The sequence below is a fragment of the Lentisalinibacter orientalis genome (genome assembly GCF_040706535.1).
In the GTDB taxonomy this organism is placed as follows: Bacteria; Pseudomonadota; Gammaproteobacteria; order Steroidobacterales; family Woeseiaceae; genus Lentisalinibacter; species Lentisalinibacter orientalis.
Genome location: NZ_JAPDRJ010000001.1, coordinates 1,169,147 through 1,189,674 on the forward strand (window position 1 = coordinate 1,169,147; position 20,528 = coordinate 1,189,674).

Annotated in this window: 13 protein-coding genes; 8 read left to right on the forward strand and 5 right to left on the reverse strand. The window is 62.8% G+C overall.

The window, feature by feature from the left end; translation table 11 throughout:
- Nucleotides 1-38: 38 nt before the first annotated feature.
- Nucleotides 39-1,337: a MopE-related protein gene (locus ACJMK0_RS05215; protein ID WP_405236176.1), complete on the reverse strand. Its 1,299-nt coding sequence runs from the start codon at nt 1,335-1,337 to the stop codon at nt 39-41.
- Between the two features lie 4 nt (nt 1,338-1,341).
- Nucleotides 1,342-2,451 (reverse strand): RICIN domain-containing protein, encoded by a 1,110-nt coding sequence (locus ACJMK0_RS05220; RefSeq protein WP_405236178.1) that lies wholly within the window; start codon nt 2,449-2,451, stop codon nt 1,342-1,344.
- Nucleotides 2,452-2,666: 215 nt separating this feature from the next.
- Here ACJMK0_RS05220 and ACJMK0_RS05225 point away from each other — a divergent pair, with 215 nt between their 5' ends.
- Together ACJMK0_RS05225 and ACJMK0_RS05230 are read left to right on the forward strand one after the other, a co-directional pair.
- Nucleotides 2,667-3,272 (forward strand): PIN domain-containing protein, encoded by a 606-nt coding sequence (locus ACJMK0_RS05225; protein WP_405236180.1) that lies wholly within the window; start codon nt 2,667-2,669, stop codon nt 3,270-3,272.
- A gap of 217 nt (nt 3,273-3,489) precedes the next feature.
- A complete protein-coding gene (locus ACJMK0_RS05230) occupies nt 3,490-4,653 on the forward strand; it encodes a helix-turn-helix transcriptional regulator (RefSeq protein ID WP_405236182.1) in 1,164 nt (387 codons plus the stop codon).
- Here the strand turns inward: ACJMK0_RS05230 and ACJMK0_RS05235 are convergent.
- Nucleotides 4,650-5,441: a helix-turn-helix transcriptional regulator gene (locus ACJMK0_RS05235; protein WP_405236184.1), complete on the reverse strand. Its 792-nt coding sequence runs from the start codon at nt 5,439-5,441 to the stop codon at nt 4,650-4,652. The genes ACJMK0_RS05230 and ACJMK0_RS05235 overlap by 4 nt on opposite strands.
- Before the next feature lie 1,041 nt (nt 5,442-6,482).
- On the opposite strand from ACJMK0_RS05235, the gene ACJMK0_RS05240 reads away from it, so the two are divergent.
- Nucleotides 6,483-11,999, forward strand: coding sequence for a Calx-beta domain-containing protein (locus ACJMK0_RS05240; protein WP_405236185.1), 5,517 nt, complete (start codon nt 6,483-6,485; stop codon nt 11,997-11,999).
- Entirely contained in the window at nt 11,924-13,798 is a 1,875-nt protein-coding gene (locus ACJMK0_RS05245; RefSeq protein ID WP_405236187.1) for a PKD domain-containing protein, read from the forward strand. The genes ACJMK0_RS05240 and ACJMK0_RS05245 overlap by 76 nt, the downstream gene beginning before the upstream one ends.
- Before the next feature lie 56 nt (nt 13,799-13,854).
- Here the strand turns inward: ACJMK0_RS05245 and ACJMK0_RS05250 are convergent, their stop codons facing one another.
- Nucleotides 13,855-14,571, reverse strand: a complete 717-nt coding sequence (locus ACJMK0_RS05250; RefSeq protein WP_405236189.1) for a DUF4336 domain-containing protein — start codon at nt 14,569-14,571, stop codon at nt 13,855-13,857.
- Between the two features lie 116 nt (nt 14,572-14,687).
- Between ACJMK0_RS05250 and ACJMK0_RS05255 the strand changes: the two genes are divergently transcribed.
- The 4 genes from ACJMK0_RS05255 to ACJMK0_RS05270 all read left to right on the forward strand — a co-directional run bounded on the left by ACJMK0_RS05255 (nt 14,688) and on the right by ACJMK0_RS05270 (nt 19,256).
- Nucleotides 14,688-15,077 carry a DUF1499 domain-containing protein gene (locus tag ACJMK0_RS05255; RefSeq protein WP_405236191.1) on the forward strand — a complete coding sequence of 130 codons (390 nt, stop codon included), beginning with the start codon at nt 14,688-14,690 and terminating at the stop codon, nt 15,075-15,077.
- Nucleotides 15,078-15,162: 85 nt separating this feature from the next.
- A complete protein-coding gene (locus ACJMK0_RS05260) occupies nt 15,163-16,578 on the forward strand; it encodes a M20/M25/M40 family metallo-hydrolase (protein WP_405236193.1) in 1,416 nt (471 codons plus the stop codon).
- 7 nt (nt 16,579-16,585) lie between these two features.
- Nucleotides 16,586-19,000 (forward strand): aminotransferase class III-fold pyridoxal phosphate-dependent enzyme, encoded by a 2,415-nt coding sequence (locus ACJMK0_RS05265; RefSeq protein ID WP_405236195.1) that lies wholly within the window; start codon nt 16,586-16,588, stop codon nt 18,998-19,000.
- A 46-nt stretch (nt 19,001-19,046) separates the two neighbouring features.
- Nucleotides 19,047-19,256 (forward strand): dodecin, encoded by a 210-nt coding sequence (locus ACJMK0_RS05270; RefSeq protein ID WP_405236197.1) that lies wholly within the window; start codon nt 19,047-19,049, stop codon nt 19,254-19,256.
- Between the two features lie 92 nt (nt 19,257-19,348).
- Here ACJMK0_RS05270 and ACJMK0_RS05275 read toward each other — a convergent pair whose 3' ends face one another.
- A complete protein-coding gene (locus ACJMK0_RS05275; RefSeq protein ID WP_405236199.1) occupies nt 19,349-20,452 on the reverse strand; it encodes a PQQ-dependent sugar dehydrogenase in 1,104 nt (367 codons plus the stop codon).
- Nucleotides 20,453-20,528 lie beyond the last annotated feature (76 nt).

A 20,528-nucleotide genomic window follows, 5' to 3' on the forward strand; every position in this document is an offset into this window, starting at 1 on the left:
ACAGCACCGGCGCCCGGTGCTGCCGTCCGTGTCATCGGTCAACCGTCGATCTCGCCGTCGCAATCGTTGTCGAGGCCGTCGCCCGGGGTGTCGTTGTGCCGCGGATTCACGTTGGACAGGCTGTCGTCGCAATCGGTCCCGCAGTTCATCGAGCCGTCGCCGGCCCGGTTGCAGTACTCGTCGGAGTAGAAGCCGTCGCGGTCGTCGTCGACCTTGCCGTAGGTGGACGGGTCGCAGTCCTCGTCGACGTGGCGTTCGTCGGGGATCTCCGCGTTACCGGGGAAGCGCCTGGCGTCGCTGTCGTCGCAGTCGTCGCCGCCCCAGCGCGGGGCGTCGTGGCCGTCCCCGTCCGCATCCGCCGTGACCCGTTCGACGTCCACCCAGGGCACAAGCTGGTAGGTCTCGTCGCCGCGGGTCCGCACCAGCGTCGCCTGCGCGCCCCGGCTCGCCGCCAGCCGGGCGTTGCTGACGGAGGCGGAAGTACCGCTGAATCGGCCGCGGTGTTTCTCGATCCGCTCCCCGGAGCGCACCCAGATCTGCACATCGTCGGGATCCGGCTGGCCGAGGCAGCCCTGCAATCGCAGCACGTCGCCGCCGGACTCGGCGCCCTCGAGCTCGATGCGCCCGCGGATCAGCGAGACCTGCTGGCAGCGGCGGTTGCGGTCCTGCTCACGCCGGCGCTGGTTCTGCGTCGCCTGCTTCGCAATGGACTTGCGCATCGCGTCGCTGTCGATCTGCGGCCGGACCACGGGCTTGTTGCCGTCCCCGCCCTTGTTCGGCGCGGTCACCACCTTATTGCTCAGGTTCGGGTCGGCGAGCACCATGGGCTCGTGGTCGGCCTTGCTGACTTCCCGGTCCCTGTGGGCGATGCGCCCGGGCGTGCGGGCGATATTGCGGCAGCCGCGGATGGCGGCGTCGATGCTGCTGCCGCCGCCGACCCGTTCCTGGTAGCAGTCGATGCGCGCCCCGGCATCGTAGGTGCCCTGGCAGAGTTCGACGGCCTTGCGCCACCCCCAGGCACCGCCGTCGCCGCGCTTCACGCCGCCGTGCATGACCCGGTCGAAACACCGTGCCGGCTCCTTGCTCGACTCCGCGCCCTTGCAGAGGCGGTCGATATTGCTGCGGTTCCAGCGGGTCGAGCCCTTCCGGTCCCAGGCGATCCTGCCCTGGACGGCGTTCGCGCAGGCTTCCTGTGCGACGGCCGCGCGTGGCAGCAGCAGGCATGAGGCCGTGATGGTCACGGCAAGAACGATCAACAGATAACGGTTCATGGTGTGTCCTCCCTGGCTGGTAATGCCCCGGGTGGCGGCAGCGACGAGCGATCCGGCGATACGCATGCCGTCAGTACGACAGGTTCCACTTCTGCTGCGAGCGCCCGGTGCAGTTCCACAGCTGGACCTTCGCGCCTTCCCTGGTGCGGTCGGGCCGATGGACGTCCAGGCACTTGCCCTTGCCGTTCCTGAATTCGCGTTCGTCGACGTACCACGCCGCGCGCTGCTGGCGCTTGCAGGAGCCGATCTGGACGCGGCCGCCGTTGTCCGTCGCCTGACCGTCCTTCGCCTTCAGGCAGTGCTTGCCGTCCCGGGTGCGCAGGTAGCGGCCGTCACGGATGAACTTCTGGTACTCGGGATCGACGGCGCCGCATTCGAGGAGGGTGACGCCCATGCCCTGTTTCGTATCGCCTTTCCAGGCGGCCTCGAGCTTGCGCTTGCGCTTGATGGCGCGGACCGTCGTGATCAGCTCGGGGCCGCCGGGCCCGAGGAACATGGCGCCGCTGATGCCGGCGACGTTCTTCGCATGCTCACGCGGATCGAAGACCGTCTTCAGCACCCGCTTCGCCTTCTGCTTGCGGCTCTTCGTCTGGTCGAACACGTTGACCGTGAGGCAAAGGCCGTGCTCGTTGCGCACGTAGTAGCGCTGGACGTCGGATTCGTCGCCTGCGGCGCGGAACATGTCCCTAACGCTTCCGCCATAGCCCTTCAGCTTCCACGTCTTGTTCTTCTTCGGCCCGGCGTCGCAGTCCCAGAGGTGGATGTTGTTCCCGCTGGTCCAGTCAGGAAACTTCTTGTGCAGGCACTTGCTGCGGTTACCGGCGGCGCGGATGTAGCCGGTGGACTTCTCGTAGATCCAGGTCTTTGCGTTGCTGTCCCCGGCGCTGCAGTCCCATAGATGCACGTTGTTGCCGTTCTTCCAGCCGGGCGCGCGCTTGTGCAAGCACTTGCCGGAATTCGACGCGCTGCGCAGGTAACCGCTGCGCCGGTCGTACTCCCAGACGACCATCTCTGCCGTGGCATCGTTGCAGCGCATAAGCACGATGTTCGTGCCGTTGCCCCAGCCGCGGTCGGCCTTGCTGATGCAGAACTTGCCTTTGGATTTCGCCTTGATGCGGACCGGGTCCGCGGCCACGGTCGTGGCGGCGAATGCCAGGGCGGTGAAAAGGAGCAGAATCAATAGAAGGATTGGGCGCGGGCGCGCCCCGATGCATACTCTGGACATAGTCTCCCCCGTATCTCGAATCGCGTCGCTTCCGCGACCGGACGCGTTCGATTGAGGACGGGAAGCGACACAGAGTTGCTTCGATACCGAACACCCTAGTCCTTCACAAAAGCCGTGTCGAGTCCGAACGGTGGTAAGCTCACAGCGTACGTGTCCTTCGGCAGGGCCTCATGGGGACTCACTACATCCTCATCGATTACGAGAACGTGCAGCCGGACGACCTTGCGCCGCTGCAGGCTTGCCCGGTGCGCGTCTTCCTCTTCGTCGGCGACCCCGAGGCGAGCCTGCCCTTCGACCTCGTCTCCTCAGTGCAGGCCCTTGGCGACCGGGCGACTTACGTACCCGTGGCCGGCGACGGCCGCCGCGCGTTGGAGTTGCACATCGCCTGTTATCTCGGGCGTCTTGCCGAGCGGGATCCGGAGGGGCGACTGCACGTCGTCTCGCCCGACGACGCCTTCGACGCATTCATCGCCCAGCTGCAGGCAGAGGGCATGCGCGTGCGCCGGGCGAGGAGCCTCGCGGAACTGCCGTTCCTCGGCGCGGCCACGGCGAGTTCCCGGGAAGAGCGGGTGACCGAGGTGATCCGCAACCTCCACTCCCGCGGGCTGGCACGTCCCCGCCGCCGCCGCACCCTAATGCGCCTGGTGCATTCCCACTTCGGCCGGGAGCTCGACTTCGGCGAGGTACAGGCGCTGGTCGACGCGCTGGTGGAGCAGGGCTGCGTGCGCTTCGAAGGCGAGACGGTGCACTACGCTAGACCGATCACGCGGAGATAATGTAGGAGGGCCTTCAGGCCCGATTGGATAATGAATCGGGGCTAAAGCCCCTCCTACGAGAAGTGAATGTCGGGATTTCTGACAACTTGCGCATCTCGAGTCTTCCCAATTTGCCACTAAGCCAGTGATGGTTCAGGAATTTCTTCCGGCCGGTACGAATCCTGCTTGTTGCTCTGCAAAAACTGGTATGCCGGTGGCTTTCTGGAGGAAGGCGGCGATGGCAGGGACGCTCGGGAGCATCATTTCCGAAGAGACGTGGGACGACCTCGTCGGGCGTATCTACGACTGCGCGATCGATGGCCGGCAATGGGCGAACACTCTGATAGCGATGGGCGAACCGGTGCGGGCGCCGGCAGGTCAGCTAACCTGTGTCGGTATCGGGACGGGAGACACCTTCGAGGATGTGGTGACCGGACTCCCGAACGCCAATGCCATGGCGGAGTTCGAGGAATTGGTGAGCCGCGGCGAACAACTGCGCGTGAACCATGCCGCCACCGTAGAAGAGTTCGAGCCCATCTACGACTACCGGCACACCAGTGAGGCGGAGATGCGCCGCAGCCTGTTCTACCAGGAACATGCCATACCGCTGGACGTGGCCTACTATGCCGGCACCGTGCTGCAGAAGGATCGCAAGCGCATCACGGGAGTCGTCCATTTCCGCCCGAAGTCAGCGGGTCATTTCCAGCCGGAAGAGATCGCTTACCTCATGCGTCTCGCGCCGCACGTGCGCCGAAGCATCGAGTTGTCCCTGCAGATCTCCGAGGAGGCGACGATCAGAACCGCCGAGTGCCTCCTTGAGTCACTGCGGTGTGCCGGTCTCGTCATCGACGACCATTATCGGATTATCGCCGCAAACGATCTGGCCACAGCGATGCTGCGGGAGCGCGACGGGATAACCGATGAAAAGGGACATCTCGATCTGCGGGATGCTGTTGCTGCCGAAAGCCTGCTCCGTGCCCTTGGCGCGACGCTCGCCGGGCGGCACGCTCCGACCACCATGGAGAACCCGGCTATCCGTGCTGACCGCCCATCCGGCCGCACGGCGTATCGGCTCTACGTCTGCCCACTGCAGCGCCGGCTCGACCCCTTCCAGAGACGCTTCGCCGTGGTCCTTGTCGTCGATCCCGAGAATAGCGACGTGGTTTCCCATTCCTGGCTGCGAAATGAATACGGTCTGACCGCAGCGGAGAGCGGCGTTGCGGCACTGCTCGTTGCCGGCCACTCGTTGGCGGAGATTGCTGCGATGCGCCGATGCGGCCTGGAAACCATCCGCTCGCAGGTGAAGCAGGTGCTCGCGAAGACCGGCTGTAGCCGCCAGGCAGAGTTGGTGAGTCGTCTTCTGCGCGCGTCGAGTGTGCCGATCGACCCTGGCGTCACCTAGCGAATGATCAGCGTCTGACTGAAATCAAGATTTTCCTGGGGAAGTGCTGACAGCACGCGAGCGAGATCCGACTGCCTGGATACGCCGACTTTGGCGAAAACGCCGCGCAGCTGACTGCGCACTGTCTCGAGACTCACACCGCGTGCTTCGGCCAGTTCGGAAAGCGACGCGCCGGCGGCGATCGCCGCCGCCACCTGGGCTTCGGCCGGCGTAAGGCTGAAAGCATGGCTGACGATGAGTGGATCGATTACTTTGCGTCCTTCAAGCGGATGGAATAGCAGAATGACCCGGGGAGTCTTTCCGAACACGGCCATCGACTCATCCGGCCGGACGGCGATTGCGACGACGAGATGGCTGTCCTCGCCAAGCCGATCGCTGACCCGGAAAGCGACGCGGCCGCTCCGCTGCTCGTGAGGCAGGTCCCCGGTCAAACCGAGCTGGCGCAGCGCGGCGGAGAGCCTACCGGAGTCTCTTGCCCGCCGAAAATTAAAGGTACCGTTGCTTTCCGCGGCTACCCTGCCGGCTCCGATAAGGTCCAGCGCTGCCGTATTCGCGTGATGAACGTACTGTGTATCGTCTATCAGTAGCACCGGCTGGGTCAGCGCATCCAGCATGCGGCGCGCGACGACAGACTCCATGAGTCCCCTCTGAAAGGTACGATAGACCTCGATGGCCTGTATCAGGTGCGTGCGGAAGCGCTCAAGCAGCGTGATCTCTGATTGCGACAGCGGCGGGCGATCGCTGTGGGCGATGGCGGCCAGGATGACAGCGATCTCGTCGTCTTCCAAAATTTTTGTGGCCGAGCAGTAGCGGCCGCCGTAGGGGACTAGAAAGTCCTTGAAAAAAGGGTCCTGTTCGATTACCTCCCGGGAGAGGATCTCGTGGTCGTGCTGCCAGGCGCCGACCTCAAGTGCGAGACCGAAGGGGACGCGCGGATTAACTGCGTGGTAGCGAGTGAAATAGTCTAGCCACGCCTGTGCTGGTGCAATGCCTCCGTCCCACGAGAATCGTGTGGTGCCCGTTTGCCGATCCAGGCCTGTGATTTGCAGACACCAGACGCCGAGCAGGTCAGACAGCGCTGTGCAAGCCTCCGACCACGAGCCACGACCGCTCGCCGCGGCGTAGAAGCGGGTGACGCATTCGTCATAGCGCGCTTCGAACTCGACGTCCGGGGGCGTGGTGCCGATGACGCTTCCTCCCTGTCGCGGGGCACTGCGCAGTGTTGTTCGATTGGGCTAATTCATATATCGAAACGCGCTGGCGGGCAAGTCGGGCGTCACCTGCTTCGGCCATGCGCTTGGGGTTGCGGTAGTGACCATATTGTTAACTGCCGAACTGCGCAGTTCATATGATGTCGTGAGCAGCGCCCTCAGTTTTCACGAGACTAATCACCCATCTGGGTGATGCGTAGAGACGCCACTCCCATTTAGCCTCGCCCAGACCACCGAAGAAAATGATCGCCGGTAGCGCGGTCGTCAAAGAACATCGAACAAGAAAGCGCTCGGTGCGAGAAGAATCAGGAGATGCGTCAAGTGCGGGGATATTTCATCGCGCCAAATGGCATGAGGCGACGATCGCGAAACTCGTCAGGTCATGTGGCTTGCGATGGTCGCAAGTCCGAATCTACGGAATTCTGGGGTACTAGCACCGCCAGAATCATGACTATTCTTCGGTCCGGCGCGGCAGCGGTCACAATGATACTCATCTGTGTTGGGCAACTGACAATCGCTCCGGCACATGCGGAGCCAAGCCAAGGAAAGTCTGAAGTTCCCCGGACAATTCGCGCCGAATCTCAGTTAGTTGTCCTCGAGCGTGACTCGCTACGGTCAATGTTCAGCGAAAACAGACTCACACTGACAGACAACCGGGGGCGGGTTTTCGATTTCGGGGATATCGACATCCGCGTTCAGAATGGTATTCAAATTGCCACATCTGTCTCGGCTGGTAAACAGATCGTATTGGCGTTCGATGGGACGTATGGCTATGGGCGCGTCTCGATAGAAGGTTCTGAATACGCCATCAACACTGTCGGAAAGGAGATTCAGCTGATTTCACTGCCCGATTCGCGTGGGCATAACTTTCTAGAGATTAGTGCGGGGACGACAGATATCGAAATCGATATCGCCCGATCGGAGGCATTACTGGAGCAGGCCAGAGAGAGAATGGCAGCCGCTCGGCAACAGCGCCAACGGAAGGCGGATCCCGGTTCCTCCAGTGCCGAGGCGCAAGAAATCGAAGAAACCCGGGTAGATGTTGCCTTTTTCTACGATCAGGAGTTCGATACTGCGCCAGGTCCACGATTCCCCCGCGTCATTGCGGAGGCCTCAGTGGCCTTTACAAATGCCGCGTATGCCCAGCACGGTCTGCCGCTCAGGTTGCGGACTGTTTACGTTGGCCCACTAGCCGAACCCACTATCGGGGATCCTTTTGTTCAATTCATCTCTAGCCCTTCCGCGTACAGCGAGGGCGAAGTGTATGGAGCAGATCTGATCCACCGTCTATTTCGGTTCAGGCCCGACTCGGGCCTTGTCTACTGTGGTAAAGCCTTTCTAACCGGCCGCGAGGGTGTTTCGGGCATTGGCTGTAATCTCGAAATAGCGGATGTCTTTGCTCACGAAGTTGGACACAACTTCGGTGCGAATCACGACAGGCCGAACGCGCGGGGCGGCACCGCGATATCAGCGCTTAACGCGTACAACTTCGGGTACATATGTGGAGATCACGGCACGATCATGTCGTATCACTGGCCGCGCGTTCCACACTATTCCTCACCTCTGCTGTCAAAAGACGGGGAAGCATGCGGAGCCCCTGAGGGATCCCCCTGGCCAGCCGACAATGCACGAGTAATGGAGGTCATGAGGGAAACCGTCGCCAATTTCCGAGGTGAACCAGAAACATATGGCAGTTTCTCGCTGTCGTATGCAGGGCCTGTTGTCATTGAGGAATCCGACATTCCGCTACTTGAGTTCGTGATATCCCGCGATGGAGACTTACAACAGACCATTTCGGTGGAGACCGCGATTATTGACGTGGATACCAGCGCCGGCTCCGACTATGTGGATGTACTGGAGAGATTCGAGTTTGGCCCGGGAGAGACCGAGAAGCGATTTCAACTGCAGATCCTGGACGATCAAGAATATGAGGAGGTAACTGAGCGCCTTCAGGTTCACTTGAGATATCCCAAGAACGCAACTATAGCCACTGATCCAATCGAGCTGGAGATCTTAAGCGATGATCCCGATGTGGGGGAAGCAAGACTTAGGCCCGGTGGCATCATCCTTCGGGAGGATATCGGCTCCTATCCGGTCGAGGTGCTCCGGGAGCGAACAACCGACGGCACGCTAACAGTCCGATACAGGACTGTCGACGTAACAGCGAGAGCCGGATTTGACTATGAGGCTCTATCTGGAGAGCTGACCTTCTCTCCCGGCGAGGTATCGAAGGTCATTGATATCACTGTTTACGATGACGAGTTGTTGCAGGGTGTCGACGCCGATAGAGAATTCCGCTTCGAATTGTTTGGGGACAATGTCGGCTCGCCGGACCAAAAGCGATTTCTCATTCGCAACGATGATTTTGAGAGTGGACGGCCGGAGTTTGCTCCTGCAGGAACTGACACAGTCTCGGAAGACTCTCGGGTGCTGGCAGTTGCCGTCCGTCGCGTGGATGGCAGCGAAGGGCCCCTGACTTTCCAGTACGAAACACGAGATGGGACCGCGGTCGGTGGGCGCGATTTCGTCACGACGGCGGGCACAATAACCTGGCAGGATGGCGACACTGCCGCGTCCATTCAGGTCGGGCTCATTGATAACGAGCGATTCGATGGTGATAGAGAATTTTCCATCATTTTGATCGGCGAGGAACTGGAGGCGCCACTCGCGAAGACCTTTACGATAAAAAATGATGATCCCAATCGAGGCTTGGCTCGATTCGCTACCTCCAATAGCTCTGTCTCCGAGAGTGCAGGAGCGGTCACCATCGACATCGAGCGGATCCAGGGCTTGGCAGACAGTCTTAAGGTCCGTTATACGACTCTGGATCGGACAGCGAGGAGAGGTGAGCATTATGCTGCGCTGCAGGGAGAGCTGATCTTCGCCGAAGGAGAATCGCGCAAGTCAATTGGAATTGTGCTGATCGACAATGACCAACGCGATCCATCGAGGAGATTTCGGGTTCAGCTCGTTGGTCAACTGGTAGGTCAGCCAGAGTTTATCGATATCGAAATTGTGGATGACGAGTTGGGGCAAGCGACCGCTGAGTCGCAGCAAGTCTCCTTGGATAACCGTTCGTCAAGCCAGCCTGTCGTCAGGGCGGCTGATGCGGACGAAAGAGGTGGCGGTGGTGCGATGGGATGGGTGTCATTGTTGCTCGTCCTGGTGCTGGGCCTAGTGAGGACCATCGGAGGAGAGAGGTTCGGTTTACGGCTTCAGCCGCGTAGCGTGCTCCGTATTGCGCCTGTTCTTTTCGTATTCTCTGTCGCGATACTGCTTTTGAGTGGCAATAGAATCATGGCGTCAGAGCGCGATGAGCTATGTAGTTCGAATCTCTGTACGACACACGTGAGAGAGCTTGAGCTCGCCGAGGTCTTGGATGTAGAAATCAGCTATACGCCAAATAGGTTAGGTGCAGACGTAGATATAACAGGCCAACCGTCTTTTACAATTCCAAAGTTCAGTGTTCCTGATGCTACGTTGGTAGCAGTATTGAGTACCGTAAGGCTAAAAGTATCAGGCGAAGCGGAATGTTCGCGGATCTTCTCTTATCAAGGTCTAGAGAGTGGCTGCGGGCTCCTGGCCGGGATAATGTTTGGATTCAACCTTGGTCCGCTGGACACTGGGGACGAGGATCCAGGCGCTAGCATTGATAGATTCGGCGATATTGATAAGCGGTTGACAGGCTTCGCCGCAGGTCGTGTTTATACATTCTCTGCAACGGGCGCCGATATCGAACAGATCCGACGGGCCGGAGAGCACAACCTGGACTTCTGGCAAATCATTGGAAGGGACGATACGGAACTCGCCCAGATCTCCTTTGATATACGTCTAAGATGGGCCGTAGGTCCCGCCGTTTACGATAATGCCGCAGATCGTTTGCTTCTACTGGCCGTACAGGAGGACGACCCGGTGCCCGTAGCGGTAGACCTAAGTACCTTCGAGACGGTTGCAGATATTACCTATGTATACCGCTCCGACAGGTACACAGGCATCGTTGAGCCGAGTTTTTTCTGGCAGTACGAAGGAGACGGCGACCAGGACAAGGTCTGGTACATGATGCGGAACCTCTTCTCTGAAGAGGAACCATTCTCTCCCTTGCCGGGTATTCCCCTGACCGCAAGAGTCCAGAATGGGTTGGACGAACCAGTCACCGTTATCCAGGTTGTGGATATCGCACCAATTGGCTTCAGCCGATGGGGGTCGGAGTCGCCCTACGTGCCAGCTTGGGATACGGAACTGGAGTTGCAGTATGCCGAGGGAGATGGTTGTGCCTGGACCAGTATTACTCGCCCGTCCTCGGACGACCCGTTCGGCGGACTTCAGCTTAGGGATAAGCAGCCGGGAGATCCACTGGCCTTCGTGGAGATACCGGCACTGAGCGATCGTCAGACTCTCTGTACCTTCAATTACTCGTGGTACTGGATTCCTGAGTTTTCGGGATTGACTGGCCTCATCGCTCAAGTAGCAACAAAAGGCCTACAAGGGGTCAAGTTTTTCCGGGAAATTCTGAAAGCAGCCGAAAAGTACGACGGAGGCGACTTGGCGTCAGGTATTCGCGATGCAGTATACAGCTCGGGAGCTGATGTAATAGATGCAGCCGCGATTTTCCGTGCTCGCGCAGACTATCGCATTGACTTCAATTCAGAGAACGTTCCTAGCACTCAGACTGACACTGTAGACGCGGTATTCAGAATAGAGCCCGACTTGGGGCAGAAGGGCCGATTTGTAGCGAGTCTTGTGGCATCCGCCTCAGCATCCGCCGCGGCGGGCCAGGCGGTGGCGCCATGTATTGCCGCGGCTGTGGATCCGGAGCCCGTCACGAAAAGTCTCGCTCTCGCCGCTTGTATCGGTCTAGGACTTGTAAGCGCAGAGTCGTTGAATATCGCACGCCGGGCGTGGAATGAATCGCGACGGCCGTGGGGGACACTATCCCGTCCTCAGAACCCGGATGGAAACGCGGCTAGCGTGCAGATGTTTACCAAAGCCAAGATTGATCTTGCCGCGCTACGGCCAGATCTGCCAGAGATTAATTCTCTGACGGAAGATGTTGACGGATGGCGAGTCGCAAACCTAGTCCTTGATCTGCACGCCTACTTTGAGGCCGCCGAAATTGCCCAAGCCAATTTCTACGATGCGAAGAACGCAGGTGAGGGCGCTTTGGTCAACCAACTAGCGGGTGATGTTGCATCGTATATGGATGAAGCGAGCAGGGTCCTTCGCGAGATAGGCGAGCGCGGAGGGCTGGGTGCATTTTCATTCGACGGCGGGCCCGAAGGAGTCGACATCGCAGAGCGCCTCGAGACTGAGGGGCTCCCGACCACCTGGCCACGCGAGGCTTTTCGGGCATTTGGTCTCTCCTCGGAGGAGATCACGGATTTCGAGCAATTGTTGATTGCCGAATACACTGGAGATGACTTCCAGGCTATACAGGACGATGAAGTTGATAGCCGAGCGTTCTTTTTCTTGGCCGACACCTTGTCGGACTTGACAGAAGCAATGCTTGATGGCGAATCGCCATTGCGAGCACCGCCAGTTGTTGTACCCAATTTCGTCGGAATGCAGGATTCGCAGGCACTCGCAGAAATCGGACAAGTTGGTTTGACCTTGGGTTCGGTTGTTCAAGTGCCTAACCGTGTGCATCCCGTTGGCTACGTCATGGAACAGAGTGTTACAGCGGGTACACGCGTAGCGCAAAAGGCGTTCGTCTCTCTGGCCGTTTCATCTGGGCAGCCAATCGTCGATACGCCGGACATCGTCGGATTGAATGAATCCGACGCCATTGACGAGCTTGCCCGACGTAATCTGGCGATCGGTAACGTAGCTAGGGAGAATAGCGACACAATCGCGGCAGGACAGGTGATTGCTCAGGATCCTCCCGCCGGAACGCGAGTCGAAGAGGGGACAGCGGTAGATATCCGGGTATCCCTTGGTCCCGCTGGCGCCGGTGGTGGAGGATCGGGGGGTAGCTCAAGCGGCGGAGGAGCCGGAGGTGCAGCCAGTGGCGGAGGGTCTTCCGGGAGTGGTGGAAGCGGTTCTGGTGGTGGCGGCGTTACGGATTGGCTGATGCTGCTGTGTTTGGCGCTCATGGCCTTCAATCGCTCGAGCGTCAGCCGGTACAGGCGGGCGAGCTAGCGGCCCCCGAGGACGCGCCGGTTGTTGTGGCGAAAACAGGAAGGAAATCGAAACTGATGAGGTGCCGCCTTTACAGTGTTGTGTACGGGCTTCTTATTGCCGGCTGCGGCGGCGGTGGAGGCGGCGACACTTCCTCCACCACGGCGCCTCCATCGCCGCCGGCCAACAAGGCACCCGACGCCGTCGCTTCTGCCTCCGCGGATTCGGCCTGGTCCTCCCAGACGGTGCAACTCGACGGGACGGCCAGTTCGGATGCGGACGGGCAGATCAACAGCTATCGCTGGACCCGGGTATCCGGCCCGGCCGTCACCATCGACGCGGCCGATACCGCCAACGCCTCATTCGTCGTCCCGCCCCTGGATGGCGCTGACGATTTGCGGCTGCGATTGGAGGTAACGGACGACGATAGCGCCACCGCTACTGCAGAGGTCGCGGTACGGCTGGATGCGGCGCCCATCATGTACGACGTAGAGGTGGCCGACGGGGAAGCCTTCAAGGTGGACGACGAGTCCGTCGGGCTGCTGCTGCGCTCCGCCACTCTCGACGGCAGTACGGTCACGCCCGTCAGCCTCGAGTGGTCATCCAGCCTTCAGGGCGGGCTAGCCAGCGGATTCGGAGTCAACGAACGCATCGACACGGATCTGGACGCCGGCGAGCACACGCTGACGCTGACGGGCGATTTCGGCGATCTCGGCACCGTCCGATTCTCCACCGACTTTCGCGTCCGGCCCCGCATGCTGCCGATCCCGTCCTATCTCTCAACGCCGGCCGCCGGCCACAAACAGCGGGTGCGAGTCGTGCTGGTTTCGCATCTGCCTACGACGGACGGCGTGAACCTGGATACGGCCGAGGCCAACTATGTGTACCGCCCCCCCGAGTGGTCGGGTAACAATCTGGACGACCTGCTCGCCTACATCGATACCATCAACGTCCGAAAGAAATTCGTACTTGAGGAAATGAGCCGGTTCCGTGGCTACAAGACTGCCAATGACCCCTACCTCGGCTATGAGGTTCTGGCCCATTTCGCTTACTACGAGCCCGTCCCGCGCACGACTCGAACCAACCCGTTCGATCCGGGCCAGCGGATGGCGGATTTCGCCGGGCTCATGGCGAAGATTGGCGGTCAGAACTGGGTGGACAATCAGTCGGTCGGCGAGTTCTGGTTCAACAACTACTTCAACGAGGAGTTCCAGTTCTGGGAGTCGAACATGTCGAGTCCAACCACGGGGGACGTCTCAAATAGCGACCAGTTTACGGGCGACCTGCCGATATACAGTCGGACCTACGTGGTCTACGGCACGAATTACCATCGGACCCAGGCGGAGGCGATCCACAATCACGGCCACCAGATCGAGCGCATGCTCGATTATGTGGACAGGATTCATTCGGGCAATTCGGAGCTGTTCTGGGGCAAGTTCGTCGGTGTGCCCGGCTATCCAGGCCCGCCGATGATTCCGGGCCGTTGTGGCTGGACCCACCAGCCGCCGAATACCACGATCGACTACGGTTATAGCGATCAGACGCTCGTCGACGTGGATTGCGAGGACTGGCGGCCCGACGGCACCGGCGCGAAGGTGCCGGTGAACTCGGCGTACTTCGGATCACTGAGTTATGCCTGGCCGGACGGAGTAGTGAACATACCGCAGAAGGCGGAGACCCAATTCTACATCTGGTGGGGCCAGAATATGCCCGGCGATGGCAACACCATTCCCTACGAAACGACCAGCATGGAAAACTGGTGGCGCGTCATCGGCGACTGGGACGCTGCCATAACGACGGGAGTGCGGCTTTACCGCTGACCGCTGTAGGAGGGCCTTCAGGCCCGATTTTTCATAGGTCGGGGATAAATCCCCTCCTACATCAGCCAGGCGAAGGCCTTTTCCAGGTACGCGCGCCCGCCTCCACGCTGCCATTCACCGTGCGCCATCACCACCCGTTCCGGGCTTTTCGCCAGCAGTTCCCGTAATGCTCTGCGCGCCGGTTCCCTGTCGAACCACGTCGCGCGCAATTCCAGCGGCGCGTAGCCCCAGGGCTGCGTGATCTTCCAGAGTTTCGCGATCCGCCGGGAGAACCAGCCCCAGTGTTCCTGCAGGAACTCGTCGCTGAAGTTCTCGGACAGGTCGCCGATGATCGCCGTGCGCGAGGCACGGTGGAAGAAGACGATCTCGTCCATGGCCTTCGAGCCGCGGAACCAGAACTGGTCGATCTGGCCCCGCCATGCCGGCGGTGCCTCGTCCGCGAGTGCGGGTTCGAAGTGCAGCGCGTCGCACTTGCGGATCGTGCTGGCGGGACCCCAGAGCTTCGTGCCCGGCCACGCCTCTTGCCACTCGCCGAGATACAGGTAATGCAGCTTGTTCGGGCTGACCAGGTGGGTGACGCGGCCGAGCGCCGCCACCTCGGCCCGAAGAGCATCGGTCAAACGCACCGGCGACCAGATCCACAGGTCGCCGTCGTCGAGCCGCGCGACGACCGATCGCGTGGGATAGGGAAAGCCGTAGAAGCTGACGATGTCGCCCTCGGCCAGCCAGAGGGAGTCGCCTATGGGTTGCAGGGTGTCCGGAGTCTCCGCCATCGTGCCTCGCCCGTTCCGCGCAGTCGGATTACGTGGGCTATCATGCACCCATGAACCACCGACTGCATCCCGCGGCCCTTGCCGCCGCGCTACTCATCCTCACAGGCTGTGCCAGCATGACCGGATCCGATCTCGAACTCACCGACGAAGGCCGGCTGCCGCCGTGCCCATCCTCGCCGAACTGCGTCTCCAGCGACTCTGACCCGTCGGACGGCACCCACTACATCGAGCCGTTGCAGATCGACGGCGACCCTCAGGCGGCCCGGCAGCGGCTGGTCGATTACGTGCAGAACGACTCCGCATACACCATCGTCGAGCAGCGCGACGGTTATCTGCGCGCAGAGGCCCGCACGAAGATCCTGCGCTTCGTCGACGATGTGATCTTCCACCTGCGACCGGCGGAGGGCGTCATCGCGATGCGCTCGTCGTCGCGTCTCGGCTATTCCGACCTAGGCAACAACCGCAGCCGGCTGGAAGCCGTTCGCGAAGCGCTGAACTCCCGATAAACCCCACGTAGGAGGGGCTTTAGCCCCGATTGAATAAGGGATCGGGGCTAAAGCCCCTCCTACATTTCTTATGAAAGAGTCCGATATGTTGAAACGCCTCACCTTCTTCCTCGCACTCCTTCCCCTCACCGCCGCCGCCCAGAGCGGCTACTTCATCGACTGGGACGCCGTCGGCGAGGAATCGATCGGTTACCTCGTGGACCTGGTGCAGATCGAGTCGGTGAATCCGCCCGGCAACGAGACCGAGGTGGCGGAGTACCTGCGCCGCGTGCTGGAGGCCGAGGGCATCGAGTCGGAGATGTACGCCCTCGACCCGGACCGCGCCAACCTCGTGACCCGCTACAAGGGCAACGGCACGAAGGCGCCGATCCTGATCATGGGCCACACCGACGTGGTGGGCGTGCAGCCGGAGAAGTGGGCGCAGCCGCCGTTCAGCGGGCAGCGTTTGGACGGCTACATCTGGGGCCGCGGCACGCTGGACGACAAGGACAACGTCACCGCCGGCCTGATGGTGATCCTGCTGCTGAATCGCCTTGGCGTGGAGATGGACCGGGACATCATCTTCCTCGCCGAAGCCGGCGAGGAGGGCACGCCGCAGTGGGGCATCACCTACATGATCGAGAACCACTGGGACAAGATCGCGGCGGAGTACGCGATCGCCGAGGGCGGCACCAACCGGCTGGAGGACGGCCAGGTGAAGGTGGTCGGCATCCAGACTACGGAGAAGATGCCGCGGCGGGCGAAGCTGGTGGCTCGGGGCACGGCCGGGCACGGCTCGATGCCGCGCACGGACAACGCCATCACCATGCTGGCCGAAGCGGTGGCGAAGGCCGGCAACTGGGAGACGCCGATACGGCTGAACGAGACCACGCGCGCCTATTTCCGCCGCATGGCGGAGCTGACCGACGGCGAGACGTCGTGGCGCTACGCCAATGTCGAGAACCCTGAGTACCAGGCCGAGATCGACGCCTGGTTTCGGCAGAACGACCCCTATCACTACTCGGCGCTGCGCACCTCGGTGGTGCCGACCATCGTCGACGGCGGCTTCCGCCGCAACGTGATCCCCTCCGAGGCGGAGGCCATGCTCGACATCCGCATGCTGCCCGGCGAGGACGTGGACGGCTTCTACGACAAGCTCGCCGCGCTCATCGACAACCCGGCCATCGAGATCGTGCCCGAGGAGATCTACCGCCCGGAGGCGCCGCCGTCCGGCATCGACAACGAGATGTTCCAGGTGATCGAGGGCGTGGCCCAGCGGCTGTATCCGGGATCGACCACCCTGCCGGTGATGGCGACCGGCGCCACCGACATGTCCCAGCTGCGCGCGAAAGGCGTGCAGGCCTATGGCATCGGCCCGGCGCGCACGCTGGCGGAGATCAACAGCCGCTATGGCGCCCACAGCGACAACGAGCGCGTCTCCGAGGAATCGCTGCAGGAGATGGTGCGCTTCCTGTGGGAGATCGTGATGGAGATCGGCGCGGCGGAGCCGTCCGCGCGGTGATGTGCCGGTGAGCGATGACCGCAGCGACGACCCGAGCGAGGCGCCGAGCGATGACCCGCTGCGGCTGATGACCACGCCGGCTCCGGACGTCTCGCCGGAGCAGGCCGCGGATCTGGTGCGCGAGCGCTACGCCCTGCCGGGCAGCGCCACTCCGCTCGACAGCGAACGGGACCGGAATTTCCGCTACACGGCGGAGGACGGCCGCGAGTTCGTGCTGAAGGTCTCCAATGCCGCCGAGTCTTCCGCCGTGCTGGATTTCCAGGCACGGGCGCTGGATCACGTCGCCCGGACGGCGCCGGAGCTGCCCGTGCCGCGTATCGAGCCGGGGCCCGACGGCGAATTGCTGCAGGCGGTGGAGCTGCCCGGCGGGCGCAGCCTGGTGCGGCTGGTGAGTTTCCTGCCCGGTGTGCCGGTGGGCGACGTCCCCTCGACTCCCGCGCTGCGGCGCCACCTCGGCGAGACGCTGGCGGCACTCGGGCGCGCCCTGCAGGGCTTCTTCCACCCGGCGGCGCGCCATCCCCTGCTCTGGGATGTCAACCAGACGGCGGCGGTGCGCGGGCTCGGCGCGCACATCGAGAAGCGTCGCGGCCGTGAGCTCGCCGAGCGGGTGTTCGCGCGGCACGCGGCGGGCGGCGAGCAGGCGCTCGCGGCGCTGCGTGCCCAGGTGATCCACAACGATTTCAACCCGGACAACGTGCTGGTGGCCGCGGACGATCCGGAGCGGGTGAGCGGCATCATCGACTTCGGCGACATCGTGCACGCGCCGCTGGTGAACGATCTCGCCGTGCTGGCGGCTTACCAGTTGATAGGACACGACGAGCCGCTCGCCGTGCTGGCAGAGATCGCCGCAGCGTTTCACGCGGTGAGACCGCTGGAGCCGGCCGAGGTCGACATCCTGTTCCATCTCGTGCAGCTGCGGCTCGCGACCTCGGTGGCGATCTGCGCCTGGCGGGCGAGGGAGCACCCGGAGAACGTGGACTACATCCTCGGCGGCCACGAAGCCTCGTTGCGCACGATGGAGCAGCTCGAGGCCATCGACGAGCAGGAGGCGACGCGGGTACTGCGGCGCGAACTCGGGCTGCCTGCTGCCACCGGGCTGCGGACTGGCATCGGCGTCGGCAGCGGCAATGGCGAAGCAGATCTGCGCGAGCGGCGCCGCGCGCTGCTGGGGCCGGGCCTGTCGCTGACCTACGACGAGCCGCTGCATATCGTCCGCGGCGACGGGGTCTGGCTGTACGATGCCTCGGGCCGCGCGTATCTTGACGCCTACAACAACGTCGCCTGCGTCGGCCACTGCCACCCGGCGGTGACGGAGGCGATCGCGCACCAGTCGCGCACGCTGAACACCAACACCCGCTACCTGCACGAACACATCCTGCACTACGCGGAGCGCCTCGGGGCGCGGTTGCCCGGCGAACTCTCCGTGTGCTTCTTCGTCTGCACCGGCAGCGAGGCGAATGATCTGGCCTGGCAGATGACGCGGGCGGTCAGCGGCGGGGACGGCGCGATCGTCAGCCGCAACGCCTATCACGGCAACACCACGGCGGTGGCGGCGTTCTCGCCGGAGGAACTGCCGGATCGCCGCGCCCCGGACTGGGTCGCCACGGTGCCGGCGCCGGACGTCTACAACGGGCCCTTCCGTGGCGAAGATGCGTCGGCGCGCTATGCCGCGACGCTGGACGAGGCCATCGCGGAGCTGGACGATCGGGGCCATCGGCCGGCGGCGTTCTTCGTCGACACCATCTGGTCCAGCGACGGCATCTTCAGGGCGCCGGCGGGGTATCTCGCCGACGCGTGGCAGCGCGTGCGCGCGGCCGGCGGTGTCTGCGTGGCCGACGAGGTGCAGGCAGGCTTCGCCCGCACCGGCGATCACTTCTGGGGCTTCGGGCTGCAGGGCGTGGTGCCGGACATCGTCACGCTGGGCAAACCCATGGGCAACGGTCATCCGCTGGCGGCGGTGGTCACCACGCCGGCGATTGCCGAGCGCTTCGCAGGCGAGTCCGAGTACTTCAATACCTTCGGCGGCAACCCGGTGTCCTGTGCGGCAGGGCTGGCGGTGCTGGATGTGATCGAGAGCGAGTCGCTGCAGGAGAATGCCAAGGTGACGGGTGAGTATCTGCGGGAGGGGCTGCGCGGGCTGCAGGCGCGGCACGCGGCCATCGGCGACGTGCGCGGCGCGGGCCTGTTCGCCGGCGTGGAGCTGGTAGACGACCGGGACACGCGGGAGCCGGCGCCGGCGATCGCGCGCGCCGTGATGAACGGCATGCGTGGCGAGGGCGTGCTGGTCGGCCGCACCGGCATCGCCGACAACGTGCTGAAGATACGCCCGCCGCTGGTCTTCTCGAGTGAGCACGCCGACCGTCTCGTCGAGGTCATGGACCGGGTGCTCGCCGGAGTGCGGTTCGAGGTCGCGGGCGGATAACCGTTACACTGGCCGTGAACTCATTGAAGAAACAGGAGGTTTCTGCATGGAAGACCATGTCTATAAACAGATAGACGTCACCGGGTCCTCGACCGTGGGCACGGACGACGCCATCTCGAAGGCGATCAAGAAGGCCGGCGAGACCGTGAAACACATGGACTGGTTCAAGGTCACGGAGACCCGCGGCTACATCGAGGGCGACGCGGTCAAATACTGGCAGGTGACCGTCAAGATCGGTTTCCGCCTGGAGGATTAATGTAGGAGGGCCTTCAGGCCCGATCGACCAAGGGATCGCGCCTGAAGGCGCTCCTGCAGGGTGCCCGTAGGAGGGGCTTTAGCCCCGATCCATCAATTCGAGCGCGTTACGCGCCACAGGGTCCCCGGCTCCCCTTCCGCCAGGATGTAGATGGCGCCGTCGGGGCCGGTGGCCACGTCGCGGATGCGCTCGCCGATGTCGCCGAACAGCACTTCCTCGCCGACGATCTCGCCGTCCTCGACGTCGAGCCGGCGCACGTCCCTGTCGACCAGTGCGCCGACGAACAGGTCGCCCTGCCACTGCGGGAACATCGAGCCCTCGTAGACGGTGAGGCCCGAGGGCGCGATGGACGGCGTCCACACGTGCAGCGGCTGGCGCATGCCCTCCATCTCCGTGAACGGCGAGACGTAGGCGCCGTTGTAATCCAGCCCGTAGGTGACCACCGGCCAGCCGTAGTTCACCCCGGGCTCGACGATGTTCACCTCGTCGCCGCCCTTCGGTCCGTGCTCGTGCAGCCAGACGGTGCCGTCGGCGGCCACGGACAGGCCCTGCGGATTGCGGTGGCCGTAGCTCCAGACGTACGGCACCTCGGGGAACGGGTTACCGTCCGCAGCGGAGCCGTCGGAGTTCATGCGGATCACCTTGCCCATCTGGCTGCCGAGGTCCTGGGCCGCCTCGCGGTAGTCGAAGCCGTCGCCGGTGGTGAGCAGCAGGGTGCCGTCGGCATGCCAGGCGAGGCGTCCGCCGTAGTGCACCGGCGTGTCCTTGCGCGGTGTGACGCGGAAGATCACCTCGACGTTTGTCAGCGCATCGCCCTCGAGCCGCGCCCGCGCCACCGCGGTGGCGTTCGATTCCGGCGGCCCCTCGGCGTAGGAGAGATACAGCACGCCACTGTCGGCGAAGTCCGGCGCGAGCAGCACGTCGAACAGGCCGCCCTGGCTCGCTCGATAGACCGCCGGCACGCCGGCGATGGGCTCGCCCACGGTACCGTCCGCGGCGATGCGCCGCAGCGTGCCGCCCAGTTCCGTGATCAGGAAGCCGCCGTCGGGCAGGAAGGCGACACACCAGGGCATGTCGAGGCCGGTGGCGATCTGCTCCAGACGGTAATCGCCGTAATTGCGATCATCCGCTGCCTGCGCCGTGGCGAGCGCCGGCGAGGCGATGAGGACGAGTGACAGGACGAGACGCTGGTACATGGCGGTTCCGCTGGACGGGTGACGACTGTGCTAGCCTAGCACCGGTTCCGGCGCTGCTGTAGCGCGGGGGAGGGTG

Bases quoted from the DNA above. Each gene is read 5' to 3' on its own strand.
- ACJMK0_RS05270 (WP_405236197.1), top strand. From the start codon at position 19,047: ATGGAAGACCATGTCTATAAACAGATAGACGTCACCGGGTCCTCGACC.
- ACJMK0_RS05215 (WP_405236176.1), bottom strand. From the start codon at position 1,337: ATGCGTATCGCCGGATCGCTCGTCGCTGCCGCCACCCGGGGCATTACC.
- ACJMK0_RS05275 (WP_405236199.1), bottom strand. From the start codon at position 20,452: ATGTACCAGCGTCTCGTCCTGTCACTCGTCCTCATCGCCTCGCCGGCG.
- ACJMK0_RS05240 (WP_405236185.1), top strand. From the start codon at position 6,483: ATGTTCAGCGAAAACAGACTCACACTGACAGACAACCGGGGGCGGGTT.
- ACJMK0_RS05230 (WP_405236182.1), top strand. From the start codon at position 3,490: ATGGCAGGGACGCTCGGGAGCATCATTTCCGAAGAGACGTGGGACGAC.
- ACJMK0_RS05250 (WP_405236189.1), bottom strand. From the start codon at position 14,571: ATGGCGGAGACTCCGGACACCCTGCAACCCATAGGCGACTCCCTCTGG.
- ACJMK0_RS05260 (WP_405236193.1), top strand. From the start codon at position 15,163: ATGTTGAAACGCCTCACCTTCTTCCTCGCACTCCTTCCCCTCACCGCC.
- ACJMK0_RS05255 (WP_405236191.1), top strand. From the start codon at position 14,688: ATGACCGGATCCGATCTCGAACTCACCGACGAAGGCCGGCTGCCGCCG.
- ACJMK0_RS05225 (WP_405236180.1), top strand. From the start codon at position 2,667: ATGGGGACTCACTACATCCTCATCGATTACGAGAACGTGCAGCCGGAC.